The sequence below is a fragment of the Streptomyces sp. NPDC090045 genome, from assembly GCF_044747975.1.
In the GTDB taxonomy this organism is placed as follows: Bacteria; Actinomycetota; Actinomycetes; order Streptomycetales; family Streptomycetaceae; genus Streptomyces.
This window is the reverse complement of sequence record NZ_JBIVFA010000010.1, coordinates 263,820-279,126: the sequence shown is the minus strand read 5'-3', so window position 1 is coordinate 279,126 and position 15,307 is coordinate 263,820. Positions and strand designations below refer to the sequence as shown.

Genomic DNA, 15,307 nt, shown 5'->3' with positions numbered 1-15,307 from the left:
TGCGGCCCGGGATGCGGGCCGCGGGCTCAGATCTGAGCGCCGGAGAGGCGCTCGACCGCACGGAGCAGGGCGGAGTGGTCCAGGCCGCCGTCACCCTGGGCGCGCAGCGAGGCGACCAGCTGGGCGACGACCGCGCCGACCGGGAGCGCCGCACCGACGTTGCGGGCGGCGTCGGTGACGATGCCCATGTCCTTGTGGTGCAGGTCGATCCGGAAACCGGGCTTGAAGTCGCGGTTCAGGAAGTTGGCCTTCTTGCGGGTCAGGACCGTGGAGCCGGCCAGACCGCCGTTGAGCACGTCCAGAGCGGCTTCGAGGTTGACGCCCGACTTCTCGAGGAAGACGACGGCCTCGGCGCACGCCTGGATGTTCACCGCGACGATGAGCTGGTTGGCGGCCTTCACCGTCTGGCCGGAGCCGTGCGGGCCGCACAGGACGATGACCTTGCCGAGGGCCTCGAGGACCGGCAGGGCCTCGTCGAAGTCGGCCTGCTCGCCACCCACCATGATCGACAGGACGGCCTCGATGGCGCCGGCCTCGCCGCCGGACACCGGGGCGTCGATGACGCGGATGCCCTTGGCGGCGGCGTTCTTCGCGAGGTCGATCGAGGTCTGTGGGGTGATCGACGACATGTCGATGATCAGCGCGCCGGACTTGGCGTTCTCGAGGATGCCGTTCTCACCGTAGGAGATGGCCTCGACCTGCGGGGAGGCGGGCACCATCGTGATGATGACGTCGGCGTCCTTGACGGCCTCGGCGATCGAGCCGGCCGCGGAGCCGCCGGCGGCGGCCAGGCGGTCCAGCTTGTCCTGCTCCAGGGTGAAGCCGGTGACCGAGTAGCCGGCCTTCAGCAGGTTCTCGGCCATGGGGGAGCCCATGATGCCGAGACCGATCCACGCGATCTTGGGGAGGTTGCTCATGATGAGGGTCCTTCTCTTAATGCTTTGTACGAAAAGTTCGTGACGTGCCTGGCTGATCGCCTGGACTTTGTCCGCCTACTTCGCGGCGCGGGCCTCGGCCGGCAGCCATGCGAAGGACGCGGCAGCGTCGGCGGCCTTGTACTCCAGGCCTACGTAGCCCTCGTATCCGGCCTTCTTCAGCTGGTCGAGCAGCTCCTCGAGGGGCAGCTCGCCGGTGCCCGGGGCACCTCGTCCGGGCTTGTCCGCGATCTGGACGTGCCCGGTCTTGGCGGCGTACTTTTCGATGACCTCGGAGAGGTCCTCATCGTTCATCGCCAGGTGGTACAGGTCGAGCAGGAACTTGGCGTTGCCGAGGCCGGTGGCCTCGTTCACCTTGTCCACTACCTCGATGCCGGCCGGGGCGCTCACCAGCGGGTAGAGCGGCGACTCGGGCTTGTTGAGGGTCTCGATCAGGAGGATCGCGCCGACGCGGTCCGCGGCCTGAGCCGCCACGACCAGGTTCTTCAGTGCGAGCTCGTCCTGCACGGCCGGGTCCACGCCTTCGACGCGGTTGCCGTACAGGGCGTTCAGTGCCTTGCAGCCGACCGAGGCCGCGAAATCGGCGGCCACGTTGATGTTGGCGTTGAAGCGCTCCGACTCCTCACCGGGAACCGAGACCGCACCGCGGTCCGGGCCCGGCAGCTGGCCGGCGTAGAAGTTCAGGCCCACCAGCTGGGTGCCGGCGTCCTCAAGAGCCTGCTTGAGGGCGTCGAGCTCCTCCTGTGCGGGGGTGGGGGTCTCGATCCAGGGCCACCACAGCTCGACCGCCGTGAAGCCCGCCGCGGCGGCAGCCGCGGGGCGCTCCAGGAGCGGGAGTTCCGTGAAGAGGATCGAAAGGTTTACATCGAAGCGCTGGTCCGTGTATCCCATGAGGGGTGTGCGCTCCTTCCGTATTGCGGAAGTTAGTTTCTGCTTGATGGAAGACTGCATCGGGCTTGTCCCGGATGTCAAGTACGGACTGCCGGAAAATCGAGAGCGCGGGGTAGCTTGACCGCGTGCGATTGAGAGTGGAGTTCACGACCGAGCCCTTCGACCTCGAAGAGGCTCCTGCCCATGCCGTGGCCGCGCGTGAGGTCATCCAGAAGGCCCAGCTGGACGCGGTGGACGTCGGTCCGTTCGGCAACACCGCCGAGGGCGAGGCCGACCGGGTGCTGGCGGCGGTGGGCGCGCTGCTGCGCGATTCCCTGGAGGCCGGAGCCACGCGCGTCTCGCTCCAGGTCAACGTGATCGGGGAGGACACCCCATGACCGAGCCCCGCGACCACCCCTTCGTCACCGCGGTCAAGCCGCTGGTGGACGCCATGGGCGGCGAGCTGATGGACCCGGCCCTGGCGCAGCCCGACGACGTCGTGCTCAGCTGGGAGGGCCAGGACCTGCTGGCCGTGCGCCTGCCGCAGCTCTCGGATTCGCTGGACCACATCCTGGCGGCCCTGGAGCGCCGGCACGGCGTACCGTTGTCGCAGCTCGACCGGAAGTCCAAGCAGGACGTGGTGCGGATACTGGAGGCGCGGGGCGCCTTCTCCGTGCGGCACGGCGTGGAAACGGTCGCGAGCGCCCTGGGGGTGAGCCGCTTCACGGTCTACAACTACCTGAACCGGGATTCCGGCCCCAAAGGCAGCGCCAAGAGCAGCCAAGAGTGAAAGACTGCTGACCCGCAGTGATGAGCCGCCGCCCAATTCACCCGGGCGGCGGCTTTTGTGTACGGGAAGTTTCAACAAAGTGTTGACGCCGTGTTGTCGAGAGCGTTAGCTATGCGCAGCCCGTCAAAGCAACAACAGGCCACGGAGGCCTACCGTGACTTCGAGTCCGACCCCGGGTCTCACCCGGTTCAACACCTTGGACGACAGCGCGGCCACGGCCGAGCTGCACGAGGTGTGCGCCAGTTCGGCGTGGGGGAGCAAGCTGCTCGCCCAGCGCCCCTTCGCCACCGCAGAGTCCCTGTTCGCCGCGAACGAAGCCGCCATGGCGGAGCTCACCGCGGAGGACCTGGGCGAAGCGATGGGAGGCCACGCGCCGATCGGCCGGCCGAAGCCGGGAGACCCGACCTCCGCCCGCGAGCAGCGCGGCATGGCCGGTGCCTCGGAGGAGCTCAAGAACGAGCTCCTCGAACTGAACCTGGCGTACCAGGACAAGTTCGGCCACGTCTTCCTCATCTGCGCCACCGGTGCGACCGGTGAGTTCATGCGGGACGCGGTCAAGGTCCGGATCGACAACTCGCCGGAGCAGGAGCGGGAAATCGCCCGCGGCGAGCTCGTCAAGATCAACAAGATCCGCCTGACCCGCCTCGTCGAACTCGCAGAAGAAGGAGAGTGACCATGAGCACCGAGACCACCGCGTCGGTGTCCACGCACATCCTGGACACCAGCATCGGCAAGCCCGCCGAGGGCGTCGCCATCTCCCTGTCGGCCCGTACGGGTCTGGACGGCGAGTGGGCGGCCCTGGGCGGCTCCGCCACCGATGCGGACGGGCGCTGCAAGGACCTGCCGGCGCTGCCGGAGGGCACCACACACGTGCGTCTCGACTTCGAGACCGAGACGTACTTCGAGAAGAAGCAAGCCGAGGCGCAGCAGGACGCCCCCCGCGTAAGGGACAGCGGTGCGTTCTTCCCCGAGGTCACCATCACCTTCGCGGTGAACCCGGGCGAGCACTACCACGTACCGCTGCTGCTCAACCCGTTCGGCTACTCCGTTTACCGAGGGAGCTAGCATGGCCACGATTCTGGGCCAGAACCAGTACGGCAAAGCAGAGAACCGCGTCGTCAAGATCACGCGGGACGGCGACACGCACCACATCAAGGACCTGAACGTCTCGGTCGCTCTCTCCGGCGACATGGACGACGTCCACTACTCCGGCTCGAACGCCAACGTCCTGCCGACGGACACCACCAAGAACACGGTGTACGCGTTCGCCAAGGAGTACGGCATCGAGTCCGCCGAGCAGTTCGGCATCCACCTGGCGCGCTGGTTCGTCAACAGCCAGGAGCCGATCCAGAAGGCGCGCATCCGGATCGAGGAGTACGCCTGGTCCCGGATCGCCACCTCGGACGCCAACTCGAAGTTCATCGGCTCCGACGAGGTGAACCACTCGTTCGTCCGCGAGGGCGGCGAGACCCGGGTCACCCAGATCACGTACGACGGCAAGAACTGGGAGGTCATCTCCGGCCTCAAGGACCTCGTCGTCATGAACTCCACGAACTCCGAGTTCTGGGGTTACGTGAAGGACAAGTACACGACCCTGAAGGAAGCGTACGACCGCATCCTCGCCACCCAGGTGTCGGCCCGCTGGCGCTTCAGCTGGTCGGACGACGACCAGCGGATGCCGAACTGGGAGAAGTCCTACGCCGAGACCCGGAAGCACATGCTCCAGGCCTTCGCGGAGACCTACTCCCTGTCGCTGCAGCAGACCCTGTACCAGATGGGTTCGCGCATCATCAACCACCGTTCGGAGATCGACGAGGTCCGCTTCTCGCTCCCGAACAAGCACCACTTCCTCGTGGACCTTGAGCCCTTCGGCCTCAAGAACGACAACGAGGTCTACTTCGCCGCGGACCGCCCGTACGGTCTGATCGAGGCCACTGTTCTCCGGGACGGCGTTGACGCCCGTATCCCCGTGGACATGACCAACCTCTGACGCGGCACGCGCGTCCCGGGGCTCCGCAGTGGCCCCGGGACCGCGCGACACACTTCAGCTTCCTGAATCGGCACCCGGACGCACACCTCGGGGCGGCAGTACTGTCAGCTGTCAAGGCCCCCGGCTCCGGCACTCAAATCTCCTGGGCCTTGCCGTGCCCATACCGCCACTGAAAGCACGAGGAAGTCCCATGGCAGCATCGGCAGCCCCTGACAGCGCGGTCGAGCGCATCGTCATCGAGAACTGTGCGATCGCGACGGTCGACGCGAACGACACCGAGTACGCCTCGGGTCACATCGTCGTCGCCGGCAACAAGATCGAGTCGATCGGTGCGGGCAAAGCCCCCGAGAACCTCGAGAACGTCGTACGCCGCATCGACGGCACCGGGCACCTCGTGACCCCCGGTCTGGTCAACACGCACCACCACTTCTACCAGTGGATCACGCGTGGCCTGGCCACCGACCACAACCTCTTCAACTGGCTGGTCGCGCTGTACCCGACGTGGGCGCGCATCGACGAGCAGATGACGTACACGGCCGCGCAGGGCTCCCTCGCCGCGATGGCCAAGGGTGGCGTCACCACCGCGATGGACCACCACTACGTCTACCCCAAGGGCTCCGGCGACCTCTCCGGCTCGATCATCCGCGCCGCCTCCGAGATGGGCGTACGGTTCACCCTCGCCCGCGGCTCGATGGACCGCAGCGAGAAGGACGGCGGCCTGCCGCCGGACCACGCCGTCGAGACCCTCGAGGGTGCGCTCGCCGACACCGAGGCGACCGTGAAGAAGTACCACGACGCCTCCTTCGACGCGATGACCCAGGTCGCCGTCGCCCCGTGCTCCCCCTTCTCGGTCTCCACCGAGCTGCTGAAGCAGGGCGCCGAGCTGGCCCGCCGCCTGGGCGTGCGCATGCACACGCACGGCTCCGAGACCGTCGAGGAAGAGCAGTTCTGCAAGGAACTGTTCGGCATGGGCCCGACCGACTACTTCGAGTCGACCGGCTGGCTCGGCGAGGACGTGTGGATGGCGCACAGCGTCCACATGAACGACTCCGACATCGCCGCGTTCGCCCGCACCAAGACCGGTGTCGCGCACTGCCCGTCCTCCAACGCCCGTCTGGCCGCCGGCATCGCCCGCGTCCCGGACATGCTCGCCGCCGGTGTCCCGGTCGGCCTCGGCGTGGACGGCACCGCCTCCAACGAGTCCGGTGAGCTGCACACCGAGCTGCGCAACGCGCTCCTCATCAACCGCCTGAACCCGGTCCACCGCGAGCGCGCCCTGAACGCGCGCCAGGCCCTGCGCCTCGGTACGTACGGCGGCGCCCAGGTCCTCGGCCGCGCCGACAACATCGGCTCGCTGGAGGTCGGCAAGTGCGCCGACCTGGTGCTGTGGAACCTGAGCACCTTCCTGCACTCCTCGATCGCCGACCCGGTCACCGCGCTGGTCTTCGGTGCGGCCGCCCCGGTGACCGCCTCGTTCGTCAACGGCAAGCAGATCGTCGAGAACAACCGCCTCCTCTTCGCGGACGAGGACGCCATCGCGGTGTCCACCCGGGAAGAGGCCCAGCGCCTCGCGCGGATCTCCGCGCAGGCCTGACCCTCCCCCAGCCACCGCTGGGAGGTACCCCAGAAGTCCGGCCGGGGGGGACGGCCCCCGGCCGGCGGCCGCGGACCCGAGCGGGGTCCGTGGCAGCCGTTCCCGGGTAGCGCCTGAGGAAATCCGAGGGCGCCCCCGGGAGCGGTGACTCGTGCCACTTGTGCTGCCGCGCGCGCTTCGCGCCATGGCCACGGCACCTCCAGCCCCGCGGCTGGAAGAACAGCGCGGAACCGGTTTTTGGGCGAATCGTTTCTGCACCCCTTGGGACACGTAGTCGCACCACCCACAACTCCATACAGGCTCGACTCGCACTCCTTTCGCACCACCTCCATGACACCCACGTCCCTGCCGACGTGTTACCCGACCGGAGGAAGCCGTGGCCGCAATGCCCAGGTTTCGCAAAGACGCAGTCGCCGTACCGCAGGTCTCCGGGGAGAAACACCCGGTCGACGAGACCCTGCCTCCGCTGAAAATGTTCACCAGCGGTCTCCAGCACGTGGCCGCCATGTACGCGGGTGTCGTCGCCCCGCCCATGATCGTCGGCCCTGCCGTGGGGCTGTCCGCCACCGAGACCGCCTTCCTGATGGGCGCCTCGCTCTTCACCGCCGGCCTCGCCACCCTCCTCCAGACCCTCGGGTTCTGGAAGATCGGCGCCAAACTCCCCTTCGTCAACGGTGTTTCCTTCGCCGGTGTGACCCCGATGATCGCGATCGGCAAGGGGGAGGGGGACAACGCCATCCCCGTCATCTTCGGCGCGATCATCGTCGCCGGAATCCTCGGCTTCTTCGCCGCCCCCTACTTCGGCAAACTCGTCCGCTTCTTCCCGCCGGTCGTGACGGGCACGGTCATCACCCTCATCGGCGTCTCGCTCCTGCCCGTGGCCTTCAACTGGTCGCAGGGCGGGAACAGCACCGCCCCCGACTACGGCTCGATGAAGAACATCGGCATGGCCGCCGTCACCCTGGTCATCGTCCTGCTGATGCGCAAGTTCCTGCGCGGCTTCCTCCAGCAGATCTCCATCCTGCTCGGCCTGGTCGCGGGCACGCTCATCGCCCTCCCGCTCGGCATGACCAGCTTCGACGCCGTCAGGAACGCGTCCGTGGTGGGCTTCCCGACCCCGTTCCACTTCGGCGCCCCGCAGTTCCAGGTCGCCGCGATCATCTCCATGTGCATCGTCATGCTCGTCTGCATGACCGAGTCCACCGCCGACATCCTGGCCCTCGGCAAGATCGTCGGCCGCCCGGCGGACGCGAGGACCATCGAGGGCGGCCTGCGCGCCGACACCCTCGGCAGCGCGATCAGCCCGCTCTTCAACGGCTTCATGTGCAGCGCCTTCGCCCAGAACATCGGGCTGGTCGCCATGACCAAGGTCCGCAGCCGGTTCGTGGTCGCGGCGGGCGGCGGCATCCTGATCCTGCTGGGCCTGTGCCCGATGGCGGCCTCCGTCATCGGAGTGGTCCCGCTGCCGGTCCTCGGCGGCGCCGGCATCGTCCTCTTCGGGTCGGTCGCGGCCAGCGGCATCCAGACCCTGGCCGGCGCGGCCATGGAGAAGGGCGAGAACGCCCTGATCGTCGCCGCCTCCGTGGGCATCGGCCTGATCCCGATCGCCGCGCCGGAGTTCTACCACGCCTTCCCGAAGGACCTGCTGGTCGTCCTCGACTCCGGCATCAGCACCGGATGCGTCGTGGCCATCCTGCTGAACCTGGCCTTCAACCACCTCGGCGCCAGGAAGGGCGCGGCCTCGGGGGCCGCGCCGGATCCGGTACCGGTGCACTGACCGGCGCTGCCGGGCCGAACGGCGGTGCGCACGTCACCCACTGCGGGCGTGACGTGCGCACCGCCGTTCGCGGGCCCGGTCAGCAGGTCGAGTGGAAGAGCCCGGCGACCCGCTCGGTGGCGGCCAGCCGGTTGTAGACCTCCACGGCTGCGGTCGTCTCCGCCACGTGCACCTCGATCCCGGCCGCCCGGAGCGCCTCCAGGGTCTGCGGGGCGATCCCGAGGCGCTCGTCCATGCCCCGGCCGAGCACCACCGCGGTCACCCCCAGGCCGAGGAACTCGTGCACCTCCTGCGGCTGGATGCCGGGCTCGTGCCGCGTGCCGTGCTCGGACCAGTCCCAGGGGCGGCCGCCGCCCGGGTAGAGCCTGAAGTCCTTGCCGGGGGGGAGCCCTTCGGCCTCGATCCGGCCCCACGAGAGGTGCGTGATGCGCGGGGAGCGCTCCGCGTCCGGGGTCGGCACCGGCTCTGGCACCGGCACCGGCTCTGGCACCGGGGGAGTCCACCGCATCAGGTTGCTCATCAGCTCGGCCTGTTCGATCGCGTCGTCCAGGGCGTGGTGCGTGTGGCGGCGCCGCGACAGCAGTTCGCGGGGCATCCGGCCCTTGACCGCGGCGCGCAGCGGCACCCGGGCCTTCGTCGCGTAGAGGGTCTTCATGTCCAGGCAGCCGGAGTGGCCGAACGGGCTGTCCCCGCCGAACCGCATCAGGTACCAGTACAGGAAGGTCCAGTCGAAGGGGGCCGGGTAGCCGCACATCACCGGCTGCGCCCCGGCCTCGGCGGACACCTTCCGCACCCAGGTGCGGAACGCGTCCATGGCCGCCGCCGGATCGGTGCCCTCCCGGATGAGCCGGTCGCGGTCCAGCCCGCTCACCGCGAGTGCCTCGGGCACGAACTCCTCGCTGATGGGACGCAACTCGCGGTAGAAGGTCTGCCGTTCGGGATCAGCGGCCGTATACGAAGCCCCGTCCTGCCGGCCCGCGACCGCGGCCCCGAAACTGATCATCGAATACGGGCCGGGAATGGGTCCGTCGGCCTCGATGTCGACGGAGATGTACAGGCTGGGACGTGCGGTGCGGGCTGCCATGCGCCCGAGGATGCCACCACCCCGCGCGGCGATCACCCCGTTTTCCGGGGGCCGGGTGCGCGGAATCGACGCCCGGCCGTACCGGAGGGACCATGGGAAGCGGGGTGCCCCGGACCGAAGGAACGGCCATGTTCGAAAACAGCAGGGCATTCAGCGGATTCGCGGTCGACGACCTGGAGCAGGCCAAGGAGTTCTACGGCTCGACCCTCGGCCTGAATGTCTCGCAGGACGAGGAGATGGGCCTCCTCCGCCTGGACCTCGCGGGCGGCACCACGATCATGGTCTACCCGAAGGAGGACCACCGGCCCGCGACCTACACGATCTTGAACTTCCCCGTGGACGACGTCGAACGGGCCGTCGACGAGCTGACCGCCCGCGGTGTCGCGTTCGAGCGCTACGAGGGCTTCGAGGCGGACGCCAAGGGCATCGTGCACGGCGACGAGGGCATGCCCACCATCGCATGGTTCAAGGACCCGGCGGGCAACATCCTGTCCGTGCTGAACGGTGGCGGCCCCTGAGGTGTACGCGGCCCTGCCCGCCGGCAGGGCCGCGTACGCCCGTTCACCGGCCCTAGGAGGCCGGGGTCAGGAACATCCCGGTCTGGTCCCCGCCCGCGGTGTTCTTGCAGCTGAAGCCGGAGCTCGCGGGCTGGGCGACGACCAGGGCGAGGCAGCGTCCGGCCGCCAGCTGGCCGAAGTAGTTCGGGTGCATGGACTCCTGGATCAGGCCCTGCGACTCGTTGTTGTCGATCCAGCGCGCCCACTCGCTGGTCTTCGCCGAGGCCGGCACCGTGGAGGTCACCTGCTTGCTGGCCTTCGCGCACACCTCACGGCCCTGCATCATGTCCCGCAGGTCCAGGAACTGCACGCCCTTGGCCGCCGCGACCGCCTTGATCCGGTTGGCTATCTGCGGCACCAGCGAATCCCGCGCCCAGTCCGAGTCCCGGTTCCAGAAGGGGCAGCCGCCCGTGTTGAGCCGGCTCCAGTCGCTCTGGGTGTACCGGTTCTCCGCGCCCCGCGGGATCGGCGACGGGTAGGACTGCAGCACGATCCGGTACGAGGAGTCGGCGTACCCGGCCGCGCGCATCACGGCCCGCACCTCGTCCACGGACTTGCCGACCTTGCCCATGACCGCGTCGATCTTCTGGTCGACCCCGTACTGCTGGTCGTCGTAGCAGTACGAGTTCCAGATGACGAAGTCGAGCGCGCAGTCCTTGATGATGTCGGCGAAGCCCAGGTCGTTCCCGCCGATGGACAGGGCGATGACCTTGACGTCGTGGCTCGCGGCCACCGCGGCCAGCTGGTCCGCCTGGGGCGCCTCGCCCTTGAAGGCGACCCCGCCGTTGGAGGCGCGGAACACGTTGTCGGAAACCGCCCCGGAACAGGCCAGGTTCACGGCGACGTCGGCGATCGGCCCGGCGCTGCGCACCTCGGCGGAGTCGGAGCGGTGACACCCGCCGGCGGTGGTCCCGTAGACCTTGCCGGGATCGTAGGTGCTGCCGCTGACCCAGCCCCGGTCGGTCCCGTTCCTGCTCCCGGTGTTGGTGAGGGTGTTGCCCTTCCAGCGCCCGGCCTCGCCGGAGATGTAGCTGTCGCCCATGGACACCACGGCGGTGGGTCCGGTGCCGGGACTGGCCGCGGAGGTACCGGCGCCGCCGGCCACGAGCGCGCCGGCGGCGAGCGGCAGGACCAGTCCGGCACCGGCCAGTCGTCGCACCCGACGGCGGTCCCGGTCCTTGCTGACGTTGCGGAATCCGATCACTGCGGAACTCCTGCGTTTTCGGCCATGCCGAAGTCGGCAACGACTCCGTTGCGTGGCTGGGAAAGTGGGGGTACCGCCGGCCGGTGGCATCGGAAAGGTGACACGGGCCCACTTGTTACCGCTAGGTACAGGGAAGTTACGAACAAGTAACAACCGATCGGTCGTTCGGGAGTTCATTCCTCCTGTTGTGGAACGCAAACGGCTCCGCCCCCGCGCCGTGAAGGCGACGGGGGCGGAGCCGGCGGGTTCGGCCGCTGTGCGTTTCAGCCGGATCCGGGGATCAGCCGACCAGCTGGTCGTAGGCGGGAAGGGTCAGGAAGTCCGCGTAGTCCGCGTCCAGGGAGACCTGGAGCAGGAGGTCGTGGGCCTGCTGCCACTTGCCGGCCGCGAAGGCCTCCTCGCCGACCTCGGCGCGGATGGCGGCCAGTTCCTCGGCCGCGATCTTGCGGGTCAGGTCGGCCGTGGCCGTCTCGCCGTTCTCGAACACGACGCCTGCGTTGATCCACTGCCAGATCTGCGAGCGGGAGATCTCCGCGGTGGCCGCGTCCTCCATCAGGCCGAAGATGCCGACGGCGCCGAGGCCCCGCAGCCACGCCTCGATGTAACGGATGCCGACCTGGACCGCGTTGCGCAGGCCCTCGTACGTCGGCCTGGCGTCCAGGGAGTCGATCGCGATGAGCTCGCCCGGGGCCACCGAGACGTCCTCGCGCAGCCGGTCCTTCTGGTTCGGCTTCTCGCCGAGCACGGCGTCGAAGGAGGCCATCGCGATCGGCACCAGGTCAGGGTGGGCGACCCAGGAGCCGTCGAAGCCGTCGCCGGCCTCGCGGTCCTTGTCGGCCTTGACCTTCTCGAAGGCGACCTTGTTGACCTCGGCGTCCTTGCGGGACGGGATGAAGGCCGCCATGCCGCCGATGGCGTGCGCGCCGCGCTTGTGGCAGGTGCGGACCAGCAGTTCGGTGTACGCCCGCATGAACGGGGCGGTCATCGTCACCGCGTTGCGGTCCGGCAGGACGAACTTCTCGCCGCCGTCGCGGAAGTTCTTCACGATGGAAAAGAGGTAGTCCCAGCGGCCCGCGTTCAGGCCGGCCGCGTGGTCCTTCAGCTCGAAGAGGATCTCCTCCATCTCGTACGCGGCGGTGATCGTCTCGATGAGGACGGTCGCGCGGACCGTGCCCTGCGGGATGCCGACGTAGTCCTGGGCGAAGACGAAGATCTCGTTCCAGAGGCGGGCCTCCAGGTGCGACTCCGTCTTCGGCAGGTAGAAGTACGGGCCCTTGCCGAGGTCGATCAGGCGCTTCGCGTTGTGGAAGAAGTAGAGGCCGAAGTCCACGAGCGAGCCGGAGGCCGGGCCGCCCTCGAACCGCAGGTGGCGCTCCTCCAGGTGCCAGCCGCGCGGCCGCATCACGACGGTGGCGAGCTGGTCGGCGGGCTTCAGGGCGTAGGCCTTGCCCGTGCGCGGGTCGGTGAAGTCGATGCGGCGCTCGTAGGCGTCGATGAGGTTGAGCTGGCCGAGGACGACGTTCTCCCAGGTGGGAGCGGAGGCGTCCTCGAAGTCGGCGAGCCAGACCTTGGCGCCCGAGTTCAGGGCGTTGATGGTCATCTTGCGGTCCGTCGGACCGGTGATCTCCACACGACGGTCGTTCAGCGCGGCCGGGGCCGGCGCCACCTTCCAGTCGCCCTCGCGGACCTGTGCGGTGTCCGGGAGGAAGTCGAGGGTGGAGGTCCGGGCGATCTCGGCACGGCGCTCGGCGCGGCGGGCGAGGAGCTCGGCGCGGCGGGGGGCGAACCGCCGGTGGAGCTCGGCCACGAAGGCGAGGGCCGCTTCGGTGAGGACTTCGTCCTGCCGGGGCAGGGGCTCGGCGTCGACGATGGCCAGCGGGGACGGCGCTGGTGCGGACATATCTGTCACTCCTTCAGCGGCGGTGCCTGGCGGCCGCGGGGAATGCTCGCGCGAGACGGCACGCAGTGCCGTCGGGTGTGGAGAGTTCCGGAATACGGTCGCGGGCGCCGTCTGTGGGTTCAGGGCGCTTCTGACCAGTGGATAGTAATTTCCTCATGGTGGAAGTTCAATGGTTTGTTGATGTCGAGATTCTCTGAGTCGACAGATTCCACTCTCCGGTGGCCCTCAGTGCCATCGCCGTCACGCCGTGCTCAGAGGAGACGCACCAGGTCGGGCGGGGTGTCGATGTCGAAGGCCTCCGCGATGTCCGAGCACTCCACCAGCATGAGCTCTCCGGCATGTCGCGCAAGGTGCACCCGCGCGCCCTTGTCGCCCGTCGCCGTGGCCGCGATGTCCGCCCAGCGGTCCGCCCCGAACAGCACCGGGTGGCCGCGCTCCCCGTCGTACGCCGCCGCCACCAGGCTCGCGGGGGAGCGGTAGGCCTCCCGGACCCGGGCCACGGCCGCCGGGCCGATGCCCGGCTGGTCCACCAGGGAGACCAGGGCCGCGCGGGCGCCCGTCCCGGCCAGCGAGGTGAGGCCGACCCGCAGGGAGGAGCCCATCCCCTCCGCCCAGTCCGGGTTGTCCACGACCACGCAGCCGGCCAGGTCGGCCCGCTCGCGGACCTCGGACGCCGAGGCGCCGAGCACCACGTGCACCGGGCCGCAGCCCGCCTCGCGCAGGACCCGTACGGCGTTCTCGACCAGCGGGCGGCCGCGGTAGGGGAGCAGGGCCTTGGGCCGCCCGCCGAGCCGGCGGCCGCCGCCGGCCGCCAGGAGCAGGCCCGCGATCACGGGTGAATCGGAGGTGGAGTCGTCGAAGGGGGAGTTGGCTGACATGCCACCGATTCTCGCTCCTGTACGCGATCCCGTGAGCGCCGCGCCAGCGTGCGCCGTACGGAGTCCAGCGCGGCCCCGACGCGCAGCGGCCGGGCGACCCGGTTCTCGGCGGCGGCCAGCAGGGCACGTTCGTCACGGTCGGTCAGCATCTGGGCTTCTCCTTGCCAATCGAGGGCCAATACGGCGAGTCTGGTCCTCGATTGGCCTGGCCGTCAGAGCCAATCAGGGGAGGTTGGCATGGCAAACGGGCGAGTGGTCCAGACAGCGGACAGAACGATCGGCAGCCGGCAGCTCGCCGCCCTGCTGCCCGCGGAGGTCCTGGCCCGCCCCGGCTACCGGGCGCTCGCCGACGCCGTCCGCACGCTGATCCTCGACGGCCGGATCGCCCTGCACGTGCGGCTGCCCGCCGAACGCGAGCTCGCGGAGGCCGTCGGCGCCAGCCGGGCCACCGTCACCGGCGCCTACGACCTGCTGCGCGAGAGCGGCTACGTCCGCAGCCGGCGCGGCTCCGGCACCTGGACCGAACTCCCCGACGGCCACCGTCCGGTCGGAGCCCATGCCCTCGTCGGCGCCGGCGGCTACAGCGCCGACGGCGAGCCCGGCATCGACCTCGCCATCGCCGCCATGGGCGCCCCCGAGGGCAGCCTCGCCGAGGCCTTCGCCTGGGCCGCCCCGCGCCTGCCCCGGCTCGCCCGCAGCCCCGGCTACCACCCGTTCGGCCTGCCCGACCTGCGCACGGCCGTCGCCGAGCGGTTCACCCGGCGCGGCCTGCCCACGCGACCCGAGCAGATCCTGCTCACGTCCGGCGCCCAGCAGGCCTTCAGCCTGGTCGTCAGCCTGCTCTGCCGGGCCGGGGACCGGGTCGTGACCGAGAACCCGACCTACGCCAACGCCCTCGACGCGCTGCGCCGCGCACGGCTGCGCACCGGTTCCATCGCCGTCTCCGACACGGGCTGGGACATGGAGATCGCCGAGTCCACCCTGCGCCAGACCGTGCCGAGGATGGCGTACGTCATCCCCGACTTCCACAACCCGACGGGCGCGCTGATGCCGCCGGAGCAGCGGCTGCGGCTCCTCGCGGCGACCCGTGCGACCGGGACCTGGGTCGTCGTCGACGAGACCATCGCGGACATCGCGCTGGACGTGCCCGCGCCCCCGCCGCTGGCCTCCCTCGCGCCGCGCGGCGGCGCGGACCACGTGGTCACCATCGGCTCGCTCAGCAAGACGCACTGGGGCGGCCTGCGCGTGGGCTGGATCCGGGCCGGCGCGAAGATGATCGCCGAGCTGACGGCCGTACGGGTTTCGGCCGACATGACCGGCTCGGTCCTCGACCAGCTGGTCGCGCTCCCGCTGATGGACGCCATGGACCGGACCCTGCCCGCACGGCTCGCGCAGCTGCGGATCCAGCGCGAGGCCCTGGTGCAGGCGCTCCAGCGGCACACGCCGGAATGGTCCTGGCGGATCCCGCCGGGCGGGCTCTCGCTCTGGGTCGACCTGGGCGAGGCGGTCAGCTCCGCCCTGGCCGAGCGGGCCGCGGCCGCCGGCGTGCACATCGGCCGGGGCGCCCGGTTCGGCGTGGACCCGGGCACCTTCGAACACCGCCTCCGGATCCCGTACACGCTCTCCGCCGACCGCCTGGACGAGGGCGTCCGCCGCCTCGCGAGCGCCTTCCACGACGGGGTCCCGCTGCAGTCGGCGGTGGAACGCCCGCACTGGGTGGCGTAGTAC

Annotated in this window: 15 protein-coding genes; 9 read left to right on the top strand and 6 right to left on the bottom strand. The window is 69.7% G+C overall.

Going from position 1 to position 15,307, the window contains the following annotated elements; all coding sequences use genetic code 11:
• Positions 1-26: 26 nt before the first annotated feature.
• Both ACIPYQ_RS26295 and ACIPYQ_RS26290 read right to left on the bottom strand, forming a co-directional pair.
• On the bottom strand, positions 27-917 hold the full coding sequence (locus ACIPYQ_RS26295; protein ID WP_361769791.1) for a 2-hydroxy-3-oxopropionate reductase: 891 nt from the start codon (positions 915-917) through the stop codon (positions 27-29).
• Positions 918-992: 75 nt separating this feature from the next.
• Positions 993-1,826, bottom strand: coding sequence for a TIM barrel protein (locus ACIPYQ_RS26290; protein WP_361769793.1), 834 nt, complete (start codon positions 1,824-1,826; stop codon positions 993-995).
• Positions 1,827-1,951: 125 nt separating this feature from the next.
• Here ACIPYQ_RS26290 and ACIPYQ_RS26285 point away from each other — a divergent pair, with 125 nt between their 5' ends.
• The 7 genes from ACIPYQ_RS26285 (at position 1,952) to ACIPYQ_RS26255 (ending at position 7,956) form a co-directional block, all read left to right on the top strand.
• Positions 1,952-2,203, top strand: a complete 252-nt coding sequence (locus tag ACIPYQ_RS26285; RefSeq protein ID WP_326587156.1) for a thiamine-binding protein — start codon at positions 1,952-1,954, stop codon at positions 2,201-2,203.
• Positions 2,200-2,595 (top strand): helix-turn-helix domain-containing protein, encoded by a 396-nt coding sequence (locus tag ACIPYQ_RS26280; RefSeq protein ID WP_361769795.1) that lies wholly within the window; start codon positions 2,200-2,202, stop codon positions 2,593-2,595. The genes ACIPYQ_RS26285 and ACIPYQ_RS26280 overlap by 4 nt, the downstream gene beginning before the upstream one ends.
• 154 nt (positions 2,596-2,749) lie before the next feature.
• Positions 2,750-3,268: a 2-oxo-4-hydroxy-4-carboxy-5-ureidoimidazoline decarboxylase gene (gene uraD, locus ACIPYQ_RS26275; RefSeq protein WP_401255645.1), complete on the top strand. Its 519-nt coding sequence runs from the start codon at positions 2,750-2,752 to the stop codon at positions 3,266-3,268.
• A gap of 2 nt (positions 3,269-3,270) precedes the next feature.
• Entirely contained in the window at positions 3,271-3,660 is a 390-nt protein-coding gene (uraH, locus tag ACIPYQ_RS26270) for a hydroxyisourate hydrolase (RefSeq protein WP_030390359.1), read from the top strand.
• 1 nt (position 3,661) lies between these two features.
• Positions 3,662-4,585 (top strand): factor-independent urate hydroxylase, encoded by a 924-nt coding sequence (pucL, locus tag ACIPYQ_RS26265; protein ID WP_361769801.1) that lies wholly within the window; start codon positions 3,662-3,664, stop codon positions 4,583-4,585.
• Between the two features lie 190 nt (positions 4,586-4,775).
• Positions 4,776-6,179 (top strand): 8-oxoguanine deaminase, encoded by a 1,404-nt coding sequence (locus ACIPYQ_RS26260; RefSeq protein WP_361769803.1) that lies wholly within the window; start codon positions 4,776-4,778, stop codon positions 6,177-6,179.
• 376 nt (positions 6,180-6,555) lie between these two features.
• The gene (locus ACIPYQ_RS26255) at positions 6,556-7,956 is read left to right on the top strand and encodes a nucleobase:cation symporter-2 family protein (RefSeq protein WP_401255640.1); all 1,401 of its coding nucleotides are present in this window, start codon (positions 6,556-6,558) and stop codon (positions 7,954-7,956) included.
• A gap of 79 nt (positions 7,957-8,035) precedes the next feature.
• On the opposite strand, the gene ACIPYQ_RS26250 is transcribed toward ACIPYQ_RS26255, so the two are convergent.
• On the bottom strand, positions 8,036-9,040 hold the full coding sequence (locus tag ACIPYQ_RS26250; protein WP_401255637.1) for an MTH938/NDUFAF3 family protein: 1,005 nt from the start codon (positions 9,038-9,040) through the stop codon (positions 8,036-8,038).
• Positions 9,041-9,168: 128 nt separating this feature from the next.
• On the opposite strand from ACIPYQ_RS26250, the gene ACIPYQ_RS26245 reads away from it, so the two are divergent.
• Entirely contained in the window at positions 9,169-9,558 is a 390-nt protein-coding gene (locus tag ACIPYQ_RS26245; RefSeq protein WP_401255634.1) for a VOC family protein, read from the top strand.
• A gap of 52 nt (positions 9,559-9,610) precedes the next feature.
• Here the strand turns inward: ACIPYQ_RS26245 and ACIPYQ_RS26240 are convergent, their stop codons facing one another.
• The 3 genes from ACIPYQ_RS26240 to ACIPYQ_RS26230 all read right to left on the bottom strand — a co-directional run bounded on the left by ACIPYQ_RS26240 (position 9,611) and on the right by ACIPYQ_RS26230 (position 13,579).
• Positions 9,611-10,801, bottom strand: coding sequence for a GDSL-type esterase/lipase family protein (locus ACIPYQ_RS26240; RefSeq protein ID WP_401255631.1), 1,191 nt, complete (start codon positions 10,799-10,801; stop codon positions 9,611-9,613).
• A 280-nt stretch (positions 10,802-11,081) separates the two neighbouring features.
• Positions 11,082-12,701, bottom strand: a complete 1,620-nt coding sequence (aceB, locus tag ACIPYQ_RS26235) for a malate synthase A (RefSeq protein WP_361762983.1) — start codon at positions 12,699-12,701, stop codon at positions 11,082-11,084.
• A 251-nt stretch (positions 12,702-12,952) separates the two neighbouring features.
• Positions 12,953-13,579: an NTP transferase domain-containing protein gene (locus ACIPYQ_RS26230; protein WP_401255627.1), complete on the bottom strand. Its 627-nt coding sequence runs from the start codon at positions 13,577-13,579 to the stop codon at positions 12,953-12,955.
• A 237-nt stretch (positions 13,580-13,816) separates the two neighbouring features.
• Here ACIPYQ_RS26230 and ACIPYQ_RS26225 point away from each other — a divergent pair, with 237 nt between their 5' ends.
• Positions 13,817-15,304 carry a PLP-dependent aminotransferase family protein gene (locus ACIPYQ_RS26225; protein ID WP_401255624.1) on the top strand — a complete coding sequence of 496 codons (1,488 nt, stop codon included), beginning with the start codon at positions 13,817-13,819 and terminating at the stop codon, positions 15,302-15,304.
• Positions 15,305-15,307: the final 3 nt, after the last annotated feature.